We start from the raw sequence: 16,952 nt of genomic DNA, 5'->3' as shown, positions 1-16,952 counted from the left end.
TTTAATCGAATCTTTCTTCGTCGTGTCACTCATCATTCTGGTCGAATCGCTCATCATACTGGTTGAGTCCGATGTGCTCATCGACGAGCTGCTCATGGCTGAAGTTGTATCAGTTACTGTTGTTGTTGAACCGGTCGATTCAGTCTTGGTGCTGGAGCAGCCAGTTGCTAAAGCCAGCATCGAGAGCGCGAAAAATGCAGATTTTGCCGTGTTTGTCATGAATTGAAGCCGTTATAGAGATTGGAGTTAATGATTAATGCGCCAAAGCCGGAAAAGTAACCCACAGGATTCTATGTTTTTCTAATCAGGCCGAAGAATCTATCTTTATCAGTCGGTAAAACTGAATAGCCTTCTGATAGACAATCAGATAGGGGAATAAATTGTTTTGTTTTTTTAGTAAATGACCGCCTATGCCAGCCTGGCCTTCAGAAACGTCAGCGTTTGGCTCCAGGCTAATTTGGCGGCTGCTTCGTTGGTGCGGGTTGGCGCGGTGTCGTTGCAGAACGCGTGTTGTGCGTTCTCATACCCATGCAAATCATACGGCACCAAAACTGCCAGGGTGTATGGTAAAACACAAGCCCCCGCCTACCTTTGCCAATAAACTTAATGAGCGAATGACCGGGCTGGCGTTCCAGCGAAAACCCGTCGCCTGCTTAAATCGCTCGTTCACTCTTTCACTCGTTAATTCATGGAATACCGTATCGAAAAAGACACCATGGGCCCGGTGCAGGTGCCCGCCAATGTGTATTGGGGCGCACAAACCCAGCGCTCTATCGAAAATTTCAAAATCGCTCAGGACATCAACAAAATGCCCCGCGAGATTATCCGGGCGTTTGCCTACCTCAAAAAAGCAGCCGCTCTCACCAACCTCGATGCGGGCGTGTTGCCCCAGGCCAAAAGCGACCTCATTGGGCAGGCCTGCGACGAAATTCTGGATGGGAAATTAGACGACCAGTTTCCGCTTGTCGTCTGGCAAACGGGTTCGGGTACGCAGTCGAACATGAACGTGAATGAGGTGATTGCCTACCGCGCTCACGTCCTGCAGGGCGGCCAACTGGGTGACGAGAAAAAGTTTATGCACCCCAACGATGATGTCAATAAATCGCAGTCGAGCAACGACACCTTCCCAACGGCCATGCACATTGCGGCCTACAAAATCCTGCTCGACGTGACCATTCCGGGTATTACCAAACTGCGCGACACGCTGGCGGCCAAGTCGAAACAGTTTATGCACGTCGTCAAAATTGGCCGGACGCACTTCATGGATGCTACCCCGTTGACCGTTGGGCAGGAGTTTTCGGGCTATGTTTCCCAACTCGATCATGGGCTTCGGGCCATCAACAACTCGCTGGCGCACCTCAGCGAACTGGCGCTTGGTGGCACGGCGGTTGGGACGGGCATCAACACCCCGCCGAACTACTCCGAAAACGTGGCCAAACACATTACCAGCGTAACGGGTCTGCCGTTCATCACCGCCGAAAATAAGTTTGAAGCCTTAGCCGCGCACGATGCCATTGTGGAAGCGCACGGCGCTCTGAAAACCGTTGCGGCCAGCCTGATGAAAATTGGAAACGACATCCGGATGCTGTCGAGCGGTCCCCGCGCGGGCATCGGCGAACTGCATATTCCTGATAATGAGCCGGGTTCGAGCATAATGCCGGGCAAGGTGAACCCCACGCAGTGCGAAGCCATGACAATGGTGGCCGCGCAGGTGATGGGCAACGACGTCGCCATCAACATCGGCGGCATGAACGGCCATTTTGAACTGAACGTGTTTAAGCCGGTCATGATTTACAACTTTCTGCACTCGGCCCGGCTCATCGGCGATGTGTGTGTGTCGTTCAACGACAAATGCGCCGAAGGTATTGAACCCATCGAAGCCAACATCAAAAAACACGTCGATTCGTCGCTGATGCTGGTAACGGCCCTGAACACCAAAATCGGCTACTACAAAGCCGCCGAAATTGCCCAGACTGCCCACAAAACTGGCTCCACGCTCAAAGAAACCGCTCTCAAACTCGGTTATCTGACGGAGGAGGAGTTCAACGAGTGGGTGAAGCCGGAAGATATGGTGGGCGGTCGGGATGCCGCACCACCGACGATTCGGGAGGTGACGGGTCGGGCGTTGATATAAGCGATTATAGAGTTTATGACATTTGACGAGAGAGGGTTATTAACTCCAGCAAATATGGTCTCGCTGACTGCTGTCGGGTTTGAGGAGTTATTTGTCAATGCATTTCCTGATTCAGCAACTCGGCGGCCCATATTTGCCAGTTATCGACAGTTTACTGAACAGTTTTCCGATCAAGTTTGTAGTACGTTTACACACTGGATAGATGGCAGCTTTGTTACGAATAAACTGAATCCCAATGATATTGACATCGTTGTTTTGGTTGATGATTCACTATATGATACCAGACAATCGGTGATTGATGATAGTTTTCGGTTAGCTGGAGCCAAACGATTGTTTCCGGGTTTGGATGTGTACACTGTTCGTTGTTATCGGGCGGAAAGTCGGAAGTATTATATTACCGAATATGACTTAGCTTATTGGTATAACTGGTTTACGCAAACCAAGCCAAACCGTTTCGGTAAACGTTTTAGAAAAGGATTTGTCCAACTAATTTACAATCCTGAGTGATTATGGAATCGGAGGAGATGACCTTAGACGTTCGCCTAAATGACTTATTGAAGCAAATCAAGTCGTTAAATGAGATGATTGAGTTTCATCAGCAGCATTCCAACGACTCGTCAATGATTACTCAGTATGAGTACATGAAAACGGATTTTATCAGTAAAATGAATCAGACGCTAAAGGCTTATCGGTTAGAGGTAGTAGCCACATCGGTTTGAATAAATCGGTTTTGTTATAGATATGGTGTCGGGAGAAAACGTCCGGCACCTTTTTGTTTGGTTTTTACTAATGACTCTATGTATGACATCAAGCGTATAGACAATGACTACTTTGGCGAGTGAAAATTAACCCCATGTCTCAACTCCGCAACTACTTCACCGTCACCCAACCCTTCTCCGCTGATGAGTGGCAACGGATTGACGCTGCGTTTGTGTCGAAAACGTACCGAAAAGGCGAGTTTTTACTACAGGCCGGGCAAACTGACCGCTATATCTGGTTTATCGAACGCGGTATTGTGCGCGTTTTTGAGGAAACGGAAGGCGGAGTTGAGCATACGTTTTACTTTATGAGTTCGGGGCAGTTGGTGGCCGATATCGAGAGTTTCAATCAACGACTGCCTACGACTGGCAACATTCAGGCCGTGACCGATTGCCAGGTGCGGGCAGTCAGTTATGACGGGTTTCATCAGTTAGCCGGGCAAATTCCGCTCTGGAACCCGACCATTCAGCGCATTACCGAGAGGGCGTTGCTGGAAAAAGTCCATAAGCGCAGTCGATTGCTCTATGAAGATGCTAAAACACGCTACCAGCGTTTGCTGATCGAACAGCCCGACGTGGCGCAGCAAGTACCCTTAGGCGTGATTGCTTCGTATCTGGGCATTACCCTCCCGTCGTTAAGCCGACTGCGAAAGCAACTATCCGTAGAACACGCCTGATTTTTCAGGATGCCTGCGGTATTTCATACGCCATATCTCCAAGATATGGCGTATGAAATACCGCAGGCATCCTGATTTTTTGCCATTTGGTAAAAAACGGGAGATGGGAAAGCCGGACGTTTGCTGAATCAACTCAGCAACGAAACGAATGGCTTCTCAAACAATTATTATTACCGGTGCCACCCAGGGGCTTGGTTACTATGCCGCCCAAACACTGGCCCGGCAAAACTATACCGTCGTGATGGCGGGCCGTAGTCAGACCAGGAATAAGGCAGCCGCCGACGCTATCCGTCAGGTGACAAATAACCAGAAGGTTCATGCCATGATGCTCGACCTGGCGTCGCTGACATCCGTGCGTCAGTTCGTCCAGGATTTAACGGCACGTACTGATTTTCCGCCCTTGTTCGGTTTGGTTAACAACGCCGGTTTGCAGATTATTGGTCCAGCCGAATACACAAACGACGGCATCGAAATGACGTTTGGCGTCAATCACCTCGGCCATTTTTTATTGACGAATCTGCTGCTGCCGCACTTCGCCCGGAATGGCCGCATCGTGGTTGTTAGCAGTGGAACCCATTACCCTGACGAACCCTTTGCGAGGGCGCTGGGTGTGCCGCCACCGGCCTACACAGCAGCCGAAGCATTAGCGCACCCAGAACCTACAACTGAAAAGCCGCAACAGGTTGGTGCTGAGCGGTACGCGACCTCGAAACTCTGCAACCTGCTGTTTGCCTATGAACTGATTCGTCGGATGCAGAAGCAGGGACGAACGGATTTGACCGTCAACGCCTACGATCCGGGTTTGATGCCCGGCTCTGGCCTGGCGCGTCAGGCGGGAGCGTTGGCGCAATGGGCCTGGCGAAACGTATTCCCCATCTTACGTTTGTTTCCCAATGTTGGTAGTGTTCAGACCTCCGGGCCGTTGCTGGCGCAGTTGGTTAGCGATCCGGCCTTCGCCGATGTGACGGGTAAATACTTTTACTTTTACCACGCCAACGACAGGCGCGAAAAACCCTCATCGCCGGAATCATACGACCTTGCCAAAGCCCGCGATTTGTGGGAAACCAGCGAACGGTTGGTTGCCGAACTGGCTGTGCCTGAAAAAAGCCTGCCTGACAAATAACCCAGTTCGTATCAACAACCAGGTCCTGATTAGTCAGCCCAAATTCATTTGCCAGATTACCGGATTGAGCCGCTTCGCCAGCGGCTTTTTCCGGTTCATCCCATCGGCACTTCCACGCCTTGAAAGGGGCTGGTACCTTTAAATCAGGTAAACGACAAACCAATGAAAAAGATCCTGTTATCGCTGCTTATGCTGGCAACAACCCTGGCCTGCACAACTCCCCAACCCGAAGCCATTACGCCGGGCGGAACAACCCCCGGAACCTCGCCCGGCGGCACCAAAAAGCCGTCGGTCACGATCACGACCATCGCAGGCACCGATGCCCAGAAAGGTTTCGCTGACGGCAAAGGCACAGCGGCTATGTTCAGCTACCCCGCTCAGATGACCATGGACAAAAACGAGAATCTGTACGTCATCGACCAGAAATACAGCTATACCGGGGGCAGCGTTATTCGGAAGGTCGACCCGGCGGGCAACGTAACGACCTTTGCGAAGGGGTTGTTTTCCGTCACCGACATTTGTGTAGACCCGCGCGACGGGATAACGCTCTACGCCATCGAAAGTGGCGACGCGAATGGTGTTGCCAACGGCATCTTCCGAATCAGCAGTAACGGGCAGGTGACCCGCCTGAGTGGTGGCCCTGACCCGGAAGGCGGCTACTCGTGGGGATACCGCGATGGCCCGCTGGCCACTGCCAAGTTTAATTTCCCCAGGGGTATCGCGATGGATAAGTCGGGCAACCTCTACGTTGCCGACGCGTTGAACTATTGCCTGCGTAAAATCGACCTTAACACCAACATAGTGACTACGCTGGCGGGTAAGCCATTGGAAAATACATCGGTTTGTAAATACGCCGATGGCAAGGGCAGTGCGGCTCAGTTTTGCATGTTCGAGGACCTGACCCTCGATGAAGCGGGCAACATCTACATACCCGACTGGGGCAACCGCTGCGTTCGCAAGGTTACGCCCGACGGCATCGTTTCGACCTATATCAAATCGGGTGTTGGCTACAACCCCGATGCGCCCCGCAGTAGTGCGGCTGTTATTCAGCCATACCGAATCCATTTTGACGCAAACAGCAGGCAGTTGTTTATCGTAGACGGAACCGGCAATACGCTGAAAGTGGTAACGCCCGATGATTATTTCTACCACCTTAGCCGGTACATTGTCAAAAGCGATTTCGCGGATAATAGCCCGGCAGCCGATGCGACGCACGGCTACTTTGGAGTAGCGGTCAACAAAAAAGGCGACGTGTTTTACGTCGATCAGTACAGCCACTGCATCCGCAAAGTGACCACGACCTGGCAATGACGCCTTGTTAGGAAACAGTTGTTGAGGTCTGGTTTATATCTCGCCCCAACAACTGTTTCCTAAGCGAACTATCGTGTTACGTCGGGTGTGAATTCATAAACGCCCAGCCCCAGCACCTCACTCGTATGCTTGCGGAGTGCCTGCCCAAGTTGCGAATGGATAGCTATAGAGCTATTCGTTTTTTGCTTAAACTTCTTCGATATAGCCGATATATATCGGCTACTAAAATCCACTTTTGGAGCGTGAATCCAGATAGGCAGCCAAAATGGGCTGAAAGTCAGCCAAACGTACAACCATTACAGAAGGAAATGGGACTATTTGTAATAGCTGAAAGTGCCGGTCATTTGTGATAATGTAATCCGCATTTGAGGCAATAGCGGTATCAACGAATTTGTTGCGGTCCGTCGTTACGGTCGTCAGGGTTGTTCTCAACTAATAGCCAGTTAAAATGAAGGGGGTTTATGTGAATTATATTGGATAAATTGACCAGTGTTGATAGAACGTACCCGGCATAGTCGGGGGCGTAGAATAAACCAAGTTGTTCCTCATATTCCAACAAGATTTCCGTGGTTACGGCTAACTCCACATTGCCGACCAAAACCGCATCGTATAACCACCTGTACTGAGACCGACGGGGTACGGATGCTAACAGGCAATTTGTGTCAATGACCAGACGCATCAGCGGGTTTTCGTAGGGAAGCGTCCAGAATTTCATCCATCGTTTTTTCTGTGTACTCCCGCTGTTCCCATAAATCGTCCATTCGCTGGTCGGCTTTTTGAGCATAGTAATCAGTGATGATGCGTTGAAGTTCGGCGGTTTCACTATCGGAGACAGGCCGCTCACTGAAGAATCGCAACAAGTGCAGTTGAATAGCACTTAGTTTCGTATGAGTTGACGGAGTTGTCATGCTTATTTGGGTTTTTATATAACTATAGGCACAACTGAAAAACAGCGGGTTTTGTACGGCTAAACAAATTATTCCTCCTTTTTATCCCGCCAATAGCGGGCTTCCAATTCAGCCCTGTCGCGTTCAGCTTTATACTTTTCTACTTCCAGTTGCAGTTTCTCGATTTCTAATTTGGCCTTATCTAACTGGTGTTGCAGTTCGCGCTGGTCGTAGTTATTAGTCTGAGTGCCGTTATTCAGAGCAACTACACCAGTACACTGGTCAAAAAAATTAGCCATTTTCTCCGAGAAACTGAAGATATCCATAACCGATATACCCAGCACGTCGGCTATTTGCTTCAAGCGAGAATCGGTTACGTCAGTTTTACCCCGCTCAATATCGCCGTAGGCCAGTCTCGACAGCCCTATCATGTCGGCCATGTTATCCTGGGAAAGACCTTTCAATGTACGAATTGCTCTGATTTTTTCTCCAGTATGCATACGGTCTGCAAGGTGTATTGTTTAAGCCAACTAAATGTAAAGGTCTGAAAAGGTAACGAAAAATGGGGAGTCTCTATGTTTGTGGGTACTAAAAACGAAAAGACTTTCCTCCATCATGGCCTTACAATTAGTCAAAGCTGGTGACCGCATCAACCTGTCGAAAGAGCAGGCTGGTCTGAAAAAACTCAAAATTGGCCTTAGCTGGGATGTTAAAGAAGGCGTAACTGCTGATTTAGACGCGTCTGTTTTGATCCTCGATCAAAACGAAAAAATGTTGACTGAAGACAGCGTAGTCTTCTACAACAAACTGGAAGCCTACGGTGGAGCGATTAAGCATTCAGGAGACGAGCGCACCGGTGCCGCCGATGGAGACGACGAAACGATTACCATTGACTTAGGCCGTCTTCCTAACGATGTACAGATAGTAACGGCTGTCATCACTATTTACGGTGTCGGACAAATTTCGCCGGTAACGTTTGGACGAGTCAAGAATGCGTCTGTTCGACTCTACAATGCCGACACGAATCAGGCTCTTTATCAATTCGACTTAAGCGAAGATGCGTCGCGGGGTACAGCCGTTGAAATGGCCCGTATTTATCGGAAAGATGGTGACTGGCGGTTCACCACGTTAGGCGATATTGTTGGTACCTCAGCCAATGGTCTGGAAGACATTATCAACAAGTATAAGCGATAAGATTTTCTCCATGCCATGCTGAATCTAACAAAAGGGGATAAACTCGACCTCCTGAAACGCGATGGGTCACAACTAACTAATTTTTGTGTTGGGCTGAACTGGGGGGCCATTGTAAAGTCGGGACTGTTTGGCTTTGGTACAACAAAAGAACCGGTTGATCTGGATGCCAGCGCGGCTCTATTTGCGGCTAATAATCAGCCTGTTGAGGTTGTTTATTTCGAGCAGCTCATGTCAACCGATGGAGCAATACGACACAGTGGTGATGATTTAGTTGGCGATACTGATGGCGACGACGGATTAGACAATGAGATCATTTCGGTTGACCTGACTCGACTGCATCCGGGAATTGAAAAGATTGTTTTTATTCTTAACAGCTACCGGGGGCATGATTTTGCTATTGTACCTTTTGCCCACATTCGCCTGTACGAAGGCACACCTGACCAGGTACAGTCGGTCTTCGCCAAATTTGATATAGCCAAAGACCCCAAGTTTTCCGGTCATGTTTCCATGATTATGGCTAAACTCTACAAGCGTAACGGTCAATGGAAGTTTGAATCCATCGGTGAGCCTACCCGCGACCGTACCCTGCAAGACACGGTTCGGACTGTTGTTCAGCAATTTCTGTAAACCTCTCACAACGGGTACTAAGCAGAATAGCTTAGTACCCGTTTTTATTTGTTTCCCACCAGTAAATATGCAATATCTACACCAATTGTTAGGCGACGACCTACAGGCGGCTGGATTGATTATTCTCAATCTAATCGTTATTGAAAGTTTATTATCCGTTGATAATGCGGCAGTTCTGGCCACAATGGTCATGGATCTACCTGAGAAGCAGCGTAGCAAAGCGTTGAAATACGGGATAATTGGGGCTTACGTCTTTCGGGGCTTATGCCTGGTTTTTGCCGCCTGGTTGGTCAATATCTGGTGGCTGAAGCCGATTGGTGGTTTCTATCTGCTTTATCTAACCTATGACTATTTTAAAAGTAAAGCGACACCTGAAACCGATGATGATACGCTGAACAAGAGTGAAAATCGAGTCTATAAAGCTACACTGGGAACATTGGGCCAATTCTGGGCAACGGTTGCGCTGGTGGAGGTTATGGATTTGGCATTTTCGGTTGATAATGTGTTTGCGGCTGTAGCTTTTACGGATAAAATTGTTCTCATCTGCCTTGGGGTATTTATTGGCATTCTGGCTATGCGTTTCGTAGCTCAGGGTTTTGTTGGACTTATGGAGCGGTTCCCTTTTCTGGAGACAGTAGCATTTCTGGTTATCGGTGTATTGGGCTTAAAACTATCAGCCTCACTTTACTGCCATTTTTATGGTCAGACTACTTTGTGCACATTTCTTGAAAGCGAACAGGCCGATTTGTTTATTTCAATCTTCACGGTTGGTCTGTTTCTGTTGCCAGTGATGACATCGTTGCTAATTAATTTCCCCAGGAAGCAAATTAATTAGCAACGATGTCATCACTACCTCTACGACTATACTATACCAAAAACCCCTACTTTTCACTCACCGTAAATTCATACACGCCCAACCCCAGCACCTCACTCGTATGCTTGCGGAGTGCCTGCCCAAGTTGTGGGTTGTCAGCCAGCACTTGCCCGTAGCTCGGAATCATCTCTTTCAGCTTCTGCTGCCAAGCTTCGGTGGCAAGTTGCTCCGGGAAGCAGCGTTTCAGCAGGTCGAGCATGATCGACACGGCGGTTGAGGCTCCCGGCGATGCGCCCAGCAGGGCCGCAATGCTGCCATCGGCGGCACTCACGACTTCCGTGCCAAATTCGAGCACTCCGCCCTCTTCGTCGTCTTTCTTAATGACCTGCACCCGCTGACCGGCAAGTTCCAGCTCCCAGTCGTCCAACTGAGCATCGGGGTAATATTCCCGCAGGGCATCTAAGCGGTCTTCGGGCGACTGCATCACCTGCTGAATGAGGTACTTTGTTAGCGGAATATTGTGTAGTCCAGCCATCAGCATGGGGGCCATGTTGCTCAACTGAATGGATTTGGGCAGGTCCATGTAGGAGCCGCTTTTGAGAAATTTGGTCGAGAAACCGGCATACGGGCCGAAGAGCAGTTCGCGCTTACCGTCAATCATGCGCGTATCTAAGTGCGGCACCGACATGGGCGGAGCACCCACCGACGCTTTGCCGTATACTTTGGCCTGATGGCGCTCAATAACTTCCCGGTTGACGCATTTGAGCCATTGTCCACTCACGGGGAACCCGCCAAACCCGCGGCTTTCGGGAATGTCGGACTTTTCGAGCAGCCGCAGCGAGCCGCCCCCGGCGCCAATAAACAGAAACTGGGTTTGTATGTCGCGTTCGTGATTAGTGGTTACGTTTTCGACGCGAATTTTCCAGCCGCCGAGGGTTTTCGACCGCCAGATGTCGCGCACGTCGTGGGCGAAATATATCCGCACACCCGGCATATCGCTCAACCGCCGGAACATGGCACGGGTGAGGGCACCAAAATTTACGTCGGTGCCAATGTCCATGCGGGTAGCAGCAACGGGTTGTTCGGGGTTGCGGTCTTCCATCACCAACGGCATCCAGTCGGTCAACTGCCGCTGGTCTTCCGAGTACTGCATCCCATGAAACAGGTAGTTCTGCTGAAGCGCATCGTAGCGTTTGCGCAGGTAGGCCACGTTCTCTTCGCCCCACACGAAACTCATGTGCGGAATGGAGCGGATAAAGTTGGGCGCATCGTGCAGAAAACCTTCTTCGACCAGGTAAGACCAGAACTGCTTCGACTGCTCGAAGGATTCGGCAATTTTTATGGCCTTCGATGGGTCGATGGAGCCGTCTTCCTGTTCGGGGGTATAGTTCAGTTCGCAGAATGCCGAGTGGCCCGTGCCGGCGTTGTTCCAGGCATCCGAGCTTTCGGCAGCGGCACTGTCGAGTCGTTCGTAAATTTCGATGGTAATGTCGGGTTGCAGCTCTTTGAGCAGCACACCCAGGGTAGCACTCATAATACCCGCGCCGATGAGTACGACGTCAGGCCCTTTTTGGGTAGTTTTCTTGTGGTTCGCCATGATTGAAGTAGGCCGGTATGTTTCGTTTATAGCTACAAAATTAGCCGGTTGGTTGTTCCGGGATTTTCAGATAAAGGTGGCGTCAGCAACAATCCTGTTCGGCTAATTGGCCTGAAAAATCTTCTCTAAACATTTCATTGTAATCAGATACGTGGGTTTCACGCCCAATGTACCGAGACTGCCCGATGCCAGCGTAGCGCCGGTGAGCAGGGGGTTATCTGAGGCATAATAGGCGTAACGGACCTTTATATTGGGCGAAACACTCCCCCTGATTTTCGATTGCGCCTGGATTGCCTTCTGATAGTGAGCGCCTTCCATTTCTAAGCCAATGGCGTTCCAGGAAGAGTTGCGGAAATAACTCAGCACATCTTTGTTTTGCAGAGACGTGCCCAGCACGGTAATCATGGCGCCTTCATACACGGCCAGTCCATTGCCCTCAAAGTCTTCTTTGCTGAAATCATTGGCCAACGGGTAATTATCGGCCGTGCCTTCAAAGATATGCGCCGTTGGAATCATCAGGTCGCCTTTGCCACCGGTCAGGATACCCGCTTTGCCAATAATCGAAATCGACGCCACGTTGAGCGAAACCGGTTCATTGTTGCCGTCATACGGTTTCAGCAGTTCGTCCATTGCTTCGAAGGCCTGTTCGCCAAAGGCGTAATCCATCACTAACAAAAGTGGTTGCGTCGCCCGGATGTAGTCCGGATCATGGGCTATTTCCGGCGACAGGTGCGTGATGTCTACCTGGGCTGTATCGACCAACTGAACCAGCAGACTGGTTCCGCCGAGGTCTTCCAGTAGGTGCATCCCATGATTCATTGCATAGTCGATTACCTGCTGACGGAGTTCTTTTCGGGCAGACTGGCTTAATGTCAGGGCCAGATCGTACAAATTGTCCCAGGTTGTTGAGTCGGCCAGGGCAGCGGGCGCATACAGGCAATTCATGACCGAGTGCGGGTTGGCGCTGATGATATGAATAGGGCGCTCCTGAAGGTTATGTTCCCAGATGTATTGTTTCAGGCGCGTGGCCCAGCGTTCGCCGTACAGGTGCTGTCCGATGCGCTCGCGAAGCATGGGCGTAAAATTGATTTCGCGGGCCGTTTTCGACTCCCGAACCTCGCGCATCGACACGCTGCCTAAGCCATAAACAATCTGAAACAGCCCGCTGTTTGTGCCTGCTGTTTCGGCAAAACGCTGATACGCCTGCTGGGTTTCTTCGAATGTCCGGCCCAGAATCGAACTTAGGTACATAAGCGCCAGTTCCCGCTCGTCGTCATTCACGGTCCCGCCCGACTGGATAATGGCCTCCAGCTTTTCCCATTCGCGGATTCGGGCACCCTTCTCCTGAAAGGCGTTGCGATGGATTTTGTCGGCTTCCATAAACATAAACGTCAGGTGTGTCAGGATGTCGTAGATTTCACTACGGCCATTCGTCACTTCAATCACCATTTGTTCATTGTCGATGCGGTAGCAGTTACGTCGGCGTTTGGCGGGCACCAGCGCCGGAAAATGGGCATTTTCAAATCCTTCCCGCGAGGCTAATGAAATAACCCGACACGCTTCAATGCCTTTGGGAAGCCGGTCCATCACATAAACAAGGCCGTCTAATTCAACCCGTTGCGGGTCGCCGACCAGCCCATAAATTTCGGGCTGGAGGGTGAGCAGCGCCCGCCGTATCTCTTCGCCCGACACGCCCGACGGTTTATAGAACCCCCGGTTAAACAAATGCCGCATGGTAATGTAGAGCCGCTCAATGGCAACGCGCGATTCCTGAGCGCGGGTTAGGGGAGGAGATGGAACGAAATTCATGAACAGTGGAGAAAACGTAATTTTGGGCCAAAATTACACCATACAGAATTGGCACAGGCAAACGGGTGCAGGACAAGTTTATTTTTCGACAGGATTACAGGATTAACAGGATTTTCAGGCAAACAAATCCTGTTAATCCTGTAATCCTGTCGAAAAATAAACCGTGTTGGGTACTTTTGGCGAATGAAAAACCAGATTCGGACAGGATGGCTTATTGGACTATGCGTCGTTCTGCTGGTTCAATCTGTTCGGGGGCAACCCCAGCCGATTACGCCCATACCCGACCAGGCGGGAATCAACCAGGGCCGATTTATTGGGGTTGTCATCGGAACGGCGGCTTTTTACACCATCACGCTGCTGATGCTCCGCAAGCAGTGGTATAAGAAAAAAGTGCCTTTCCATAGTTTTAACGACAACGGCGAGTGGCTGCAGATGGATAAAGTTGGCCATGCCGCAACGGCCTATTGCATGAGCCGGGGGGGGTATGAACTCATGCGCTGGAGTGGCGTGAACGAACAGACGAGTATTCTGACGGGTGGTTTGCTGGCATTGCTCTTTCAAACAACGCTCGAAGTCTACGACGGACACGCCGAAGGCTGGGGTTTTTCCAAAGGCGACATGCTGGCCAACGTTGCCGGAACGGCGCTCTTTGTGGGGCAACAATACGGGGCCGGGCAGCAGGTGGTCAGTATGAAATATGGCTTTCGGAAAACGATTTTTCCGCCTTACCGGCCCAATGTGCTGGGGAAAACAACCGGCGTGCAGATGCTGAAAGATTACAATGGGCAGCAGTATTGGCTATCGGTCAATCTGGCATCGGTGTTGCCCGTTGGCCCTCGCTTTCCGCGCTGGCTGAATGTCGATGTGGGTTATAGCGGAAGCGGTATGATTGGCGGCCATGAAAATCCGCCCGTAGTTGACCAGAATGGTCGGGAAGTGAAATTTGAACGGTACCGCCAGTTCTTTATCTCACCCGATGCCGATTTGTCGCGCATCGGCACCGTTGAGCCTTCTCTGCAACGGTTTATCGGCACAGCCCAATTTTTCAAAATTCCGGCTCCATCGCTGGAGTTCAACCGCGCGAAGGGCCTTCGCTTTCATCCGCTATTGCTGCCGAAAGAGTGAAAATAGGTAATGAATATTGAATAATGTAAAATGAAGAATGGTAAGCCTTTCATTCTTCATTTTACATTATTCAATATTCATTACCTACTTCCGTCCCCCGCCAATGTCGAAGCCGATTTTAATGCCTAAGTAGGCATTCTTGCTGTCGATGGTGGTGTTTCTTAATTTATTGGAGGTTGTCGGAACGGCGTTGTATTCGACACCCGCCACGAAATGGCCAGCTTTAATACCTGCCCGGAGCATGGCGCCAAACTTGGTTTCACCTACGAAGGTCACATCCTGTGGACTTTGCCCATCAACCACCGTAATGGTGCCGCCTGAGGCAATGCTGTATAAACCGGCTCCTAAACCCAAAAACGGTCGGACACCACTCTCCCCAAACAGATACGTGCCCGTTAGCAGGTAAGAGCCAAAGGCGGCCACATCGCCCGTTGCCGTATTTCCATTGACAACAACACCGCGTGCGATAAACGCCGACTCCAACCGTAGGCCCACATCAAGATTATCACTGACACCGTATTTAGGCTCGAGGGAAATCAAAGCACCGCCCGATAGCCCCTCGCCTAAGGCTTTGGCATACCCAATGGAGAGGTTAACTTTAAAGGGCTTGTAGTCCTGCGCGGTTGCTGTGAAGGCCGCAAAGGCGAAAAACAATAGAAAAATGCGTTTCATAAGTTGTAGGGAAGAATGGTTAAATAAAAAACGTAAGCAAACGTATGTGTAATTGACTCCTAAGTACACTTAATTGTTTGGAGATGCCCTGCTAAATTTTAGGAAATCCAGATGATGGAAAAATTTCCCCAGGAGAAGAGCCGAAAGTACGTCGGCTCTTCTCCTGGGGAAATTTCTGTTTGCAGTCGAATTACGTCAATTCCCCCGGTGTCACCAGAATGCCTTTTTTGCGGTTTTCGCGCAGGACCGTCAATTGACTTTGCCGACCAATGGTGTCATCGGTCAGGAGCCGGTGCAGGTCATCGACCGACGTAACGGGCTGACTGTTAAAGCCCACGATAATGTCGCCTGCCAATAGCTCACTGTTCCCGGCAATACCATCCGGCTCCACACTCACCACCATCACCCCTGTTTTGGCCGACAGTTGATTGTACTGCATAATGCGCTCGGTGAGGTTGATGAGTTGCCCGGCAATGCCCAGATACCCCCGCCGAACCCGCCCATTCATGATGAGTTTTCCGGCGACCAGCGCAGCAAGGCTCGATGAAACGGCAAAACAAATTCCCTGTGCCGGTAAAATCACCGCCGTATTGACACCAATCACATCGGCATTGGAGTCAACTAAAGGGCCGCCCGAGTTGCCGGGATTCAGAGCCGCATCGGTCTGAATAACGTCGTCGATCAACCGGCCCGATTCGGCCCGCAGCGTCCGGCCCAGCGCACTCACGACCCCCGCCGTGAGCGAGTATTGAAAACCATACGGATTGCCGATGGCAATGGCAATCTGCCCAACCTGAACCTGTTTTGAGTCGGCAAAGCGAATGGCTTTCAGCCCATCGGCGTAGATTTTCAGCACGGCAATGTCGGTGTCGGGGTCGCGGCCAACGAGCGTGGCTTCGTACTCGCGCGAGTCGGGCAGCAACACCCTGATTTCGGGGTTTTTAATGGCTCCGCTGCCCGTAACGACGTGATTGTTGGTAATGATGTAGCCATCGCTGGAGATGATAAATCCAGACCCTGTTCCGCCCTCGCCTTCGCCCCGCCCCGGCGACCGGCGCTGGGGCGGGGCCGGATTTCGTTGTGTCGACAGAGCCGTGGAGGGCTGGTTGCGGACTTTGATCTGCACCACCGATGGGCTGACTTTTTTAGCTACATTTACCACCGTGTTCGAATAGGCATCCAGCAAAGGAGCATCCTGTTCAGCCGCTTTGCCCGGCTGCGAAACACGGTCTGAAAAAGTTATAAACTGCGTGTTCATGCGTTTGAGTTGATTACTTGCGGTAAAACCGTCTTCACGATTTGTTCCAATGTGCTTTCCTGGGCGCAGGACTTACTTTTTTCGGCCATTTTGTCGTTCTTCTTTGGGTTTTGGCTTTACAGGTGCGTTTAGTTACATTCAGTAGAGGTAAAGTCGGTTAAATTGGCAGAAATACGGTATGACGTTCGAGGAGTATTTAGAACAAAAAAAGATTGACGCAAATCGGTTTCTCCAGGCCGAACCCGCCCGGTATGTAGCCTGGCAACAGGAGTTTGCGGAGCAACATCCAGAAAGTTTTACCGCACAAAAGAAATTTCTTTTAAATGACACCCGAAGAAAGTACCTTGTTCGTTGAATAGGTATCGAACGGCCTGAAGGTCGGGTCGCATTTACGTAAAATTCAACTTTCCCTCTACATGAGCCTCACATTAGGAGAACTGCGTGGCATTACAGATTCTATTCTGAACGCCTTGAAAGCACAGGGTATCAGCGACAGCGAAATGCTGCTTGACGCCACCAAAACCCCAGGCGACCGGAAAGCGCTATCATCCATAACCGGCGTTAATGCCAATGCGATTCTTGAATTGGCAAACCGGGCCGACTTAGCCCGAATTAAGGGGATTGGCCGGGTATATAGCGATTTGATGGAAGAAGCGGGCGTTGATACCGTAAAAGAACTGGCGCAGCGTGCTCCTGCGAACTTACACGCCAAACTGATTGAAATAAACAGTGTCCGGCAGTTTACCCAACGCCCACCGTCGGTTGAACAGATTGGTGATTTTGTGGAGCAGGCTAAAAATCTGCCCCGTATGCTGGAGTACTAAAGAGCAGTACGTTCACAGCCAAACAAAAAGGGAGCCATGTGCTCCCTTTTTGTTTGGTATAAGGCAACGATTTATTAACCGGTTGCAAATAGCGTTTCATTAATGCCTACTTTAGGGAGTAAACAGGTCTCCGCCCCGTAGC

The 16,952-nt window shown here is 50.5% G+C and carries 19 protein-coding genes; 12 read left to right on the top strand and 7 right to left on the bottom strand.

Features of this window, described 5'->3' with window-relative positions:
* The first annotated feature begins 22 nt into the window (after positions 1–22).
* Complete coding sequence (locus tag ACYVI1_RS22055) at positions 23–226, top strand: hypothetical protein (protein ID WP_460912977.1); 204 nt, start codon at positions 23–25, stop codon at positions 224–226.
* Between the two features lie 182 nt (positions 227–408).
* On the opposite strand, the gene ACYVI1_RS22050 is transcribed toward ACYVI1_RS22055, so the two are convergent.
* On the bottom strand, positions 409–546 hold the full coding sequence (locus ACYVI1_RS22050; RefSeq protein ID WP_460913065.1) for a dienelactone hydrolase family protein: 138 nt from the start codon (positions 544–546) through the stop codon (positions 409–411).
* 142 nt (positions 547–688) lie between these two features.
* Between ACYVI1_RS22050 and fumC the strand changes: the two genes are divergently transcribed.
* The 6 genes from fumC to ACYVI1_RS22020 all read left to right on the top strand — a co-directional run bounded on the left by fumC (position 689) and on the right by ACYVI1_RS22020 (position 6,003).
* Positions 689–2,134, top strand: coding sequence for a class II fumarate hydratase (gene fumC, locus ACYVI1_RS22045; protein WP_460912976.1), 1,446 nt, complete (start codon positions 689–691; stop codon positions 2,132–2,134).
* Positions 2,135–2,149: 15 nt separating this feature from the next.
* Positions 2,150–2,641 carry a DUF6932 family protein gene (locus tag ACYVI1_RS22040; RefSeq protein WP_460912975.1) on the top strand — a complete coding sequence of 164 codons (492 nt, stop codon included), beginning with the start codon at positions 2,150–2,152 and terminating at the stop codon, positions 2,639–2,641.
* Positions 2,642–2,643: 2 nt separating this feature from the next.
* Positions 2,644–2,853, top strand: a complete 210-nt coding sequence (locus ACYVI1_RS22035) for a hypothetical protein (RefSeq protein ID WP_460912974.1) — start codon at positions 2,644–2,646, stop codon at positions 2,851–2,853.
* A 134-nt stretch (positions 2,854–2,987) separates the two neighbouring features.
* Positions 2,988–3,569 carry a Crp/Fnr family transcriptional regulator gene (locus ACYVI1_RS22030; protein ID WP_460912973.1) on the top strand — a complete coding sequence of 194 codons (582 nt, stop codon included), beginning with the start codon at positions 2,988–2,990 and terminating at the stop codon, positions 3,567–3,569.
* A gap of 148 nt (positions 3,570–3,717) precedes the next feature.
* Positions 3,718–4,692: an SDR family NAD(P)-dependent oxidoreductase gene (locus tag ACYVI1_RS22025; RefSeq protein ID WP_460912972.1), complete on the top strand. Its 975-nt coding sequence runs from the start codon at positions 3,718–3,720 to the stop codon at positions 4,690–4,692.
* A gap of 162 nt (positions 4,693–4,854) precedes the next feature.
* Entirely contained in the window at positions 4,855–6,003 is a 1,149-nt protein-coding gene (locus tag ACYVI1_RS22020) for an NHL repeat-containing protein (RefSeq protein ID WP_460912971.1), read from the top strand.
* A 662-nt stretch (positions 6,004–6,665) separates the two neighbouring features.
* Here ACYVI1_RS22020 and ACYVI1_RS22015 read toward each other — a convergent pair.
* Positions 6,666–6,911 (bottom strand): hypothetical protein, encoded by a 246-nt coding sequence (locus tag ACYVI1_RS22015; protein ID WP_460912969.1) that lies wholly within the window; start codon positions 6,909–6,911, stop codon positions 6,666–6,668.
* A 68-nt stretch (positions 6,912–6,979) separates the two neighbouring features.
* A complete protein-coding gene (locus ACYVI1_RS22010) occupies positions 6,980–7,390 on the bottom strand; it encodes a helix-turn-helix transcriptional regulator (RefSeq protein WP_460912968.1) in 411 nt (136 codons plus the stop codon).
* 115 nt (positions 7,391–7,505) lie between these two features.
* Between ACYVI1_RS22010 and ACYVI1_RS22005 the strand changes: the two genes are divergently transcribed.
* From ACYVI1_RS22005 to ACYVI1_RS21995, 3 genes are all read left to right on the top strand, one after another.
* A complete protein-coding gene (locus ACYVI1_RS22005; RefSeq protein ID WP_460912967.1) occupies positions 7,506–8,084 on the top strand; it encodes a TerD family protein in 579 nt (192 codons plus the stop codon).
* A 15-nt stretch (positions 8,085–8,099) separates the two neighbouring features.
* Entirely contained in the window at positions 8,100–8,711 is a 612-nt protein-coding gene (locus ACYVI1_RS22000) for a TerD family protein (RefSeq protein ID WP_460912966.1), read from the top strand.
* A 115-nt stretch (positions 8,712–8,826) separates the two neighbouring features.
* The gene (locus ACYVI1_RS21995; protein WP_460912965.1) at positions 8,827–9,546 is read left to right on the top strand and encodes a TerC family protein; all 720 of its coding nucleotides are present in this window, start codon (positions 8,827–8,829) and stop codon (positions 9,544–9,546) included.
* Between the two features lie 46 nt (positions 9,547–9,592).
* On the opposite strand, the gene ACYVI1_RS21990 is transcribed toward ACYVI1_RS21995, so the two are convergent.
* Positions 9,593–11,122, bottom strand: coding sequence for a malate:quinone oxidoreductase (locus tag ACYVI1_RS21990; protein ID WP_460912964.1), 1,530 nt, complete (start codon positions 11,120–11,122; stop codon positions 9,593–9,595).
* A gap of 102 nt (positions 11,123–11,224) precedes the next feature.
* The gene (locus ACYVI1_RS21985) at positions 11,225–12,931 is read right to left on the bottom strand and encodes a DUF6909 family protein (protein WP_460912963.1); all 1,707 of its coding nucleotides are present in this window, start codon (positions 12,929–12,931) and stop codon (positions 11,225–11,227) included.
* Positions 12,932–13,114: 183 nt separating this feature from the next.
* On the opposite strand from ACYVI1_RS21985, the gene ACYVI1_RS21980 reads away from it, so the two are divergent.
* Entirely contained in the window at positions 13,115–14,056 is a 942-nt protein-coding gene (locus ACYVI1_RS21980; protein ID WP_460912962.1) for a DUF2279 domain-containing protein, read from the top strand.
* Between the two features lie 84 nt (positions 14,057–14,140).
* Here ACYVI1_RS21980 and ACYVI1_RS21975 read toward each other — a convergent pair whose 3' ends face one another.
* Positions 14,141–14,728 (bottom strand): hypothetical protein, encoded by a 588-nt coding sequence (locus ACYVI1_RS21975; protein WP_460912961.1) that lies wholly within the window; start codon positions 14,726–14,728, stop codon positions 14,141–14,143.
* A 190-nt stretch (positions 14,729–14,918) separates the two neighbouring features.
* Complete coding sequence (locus ACYVI1_RS21970; protein ID WP_460912960.1) at positions 14,919–15,986, bottom strand: S1C family serine protease; 1,068 nt, start codon at positions 15,984–15,986, stop codon at positions 14,919–14,921.
* 416 nt (positions 15,987–16,402) lie between these two features.
* On the opposite strand from ACYVI1_RS21970, the gene ACYVI1_RS21965 reads away from it, so the two are divergent.
* The gene (locus ACYVI1_RS21965; RefSeq protein ID WP_460912959.1) at positions 16,403–16,810 is read left to right on the top strand and encodes a DUF4332 domain-containing protein; all 408 of its coding nucleotides are present in this window, start codon (positions 16,403–16,405) and stop codon (positions 16,808–16,810) included.
* Positions 16,811–16,952: the final 142 nt, after the last annotated feature.

Source organism: Spirosoma areae (assembly GCF_054781775.1).
Note: the sequence above shows the minus strand (reverse complement) of the source record. Positions and strands in the feature narration are given on the sequence as shown.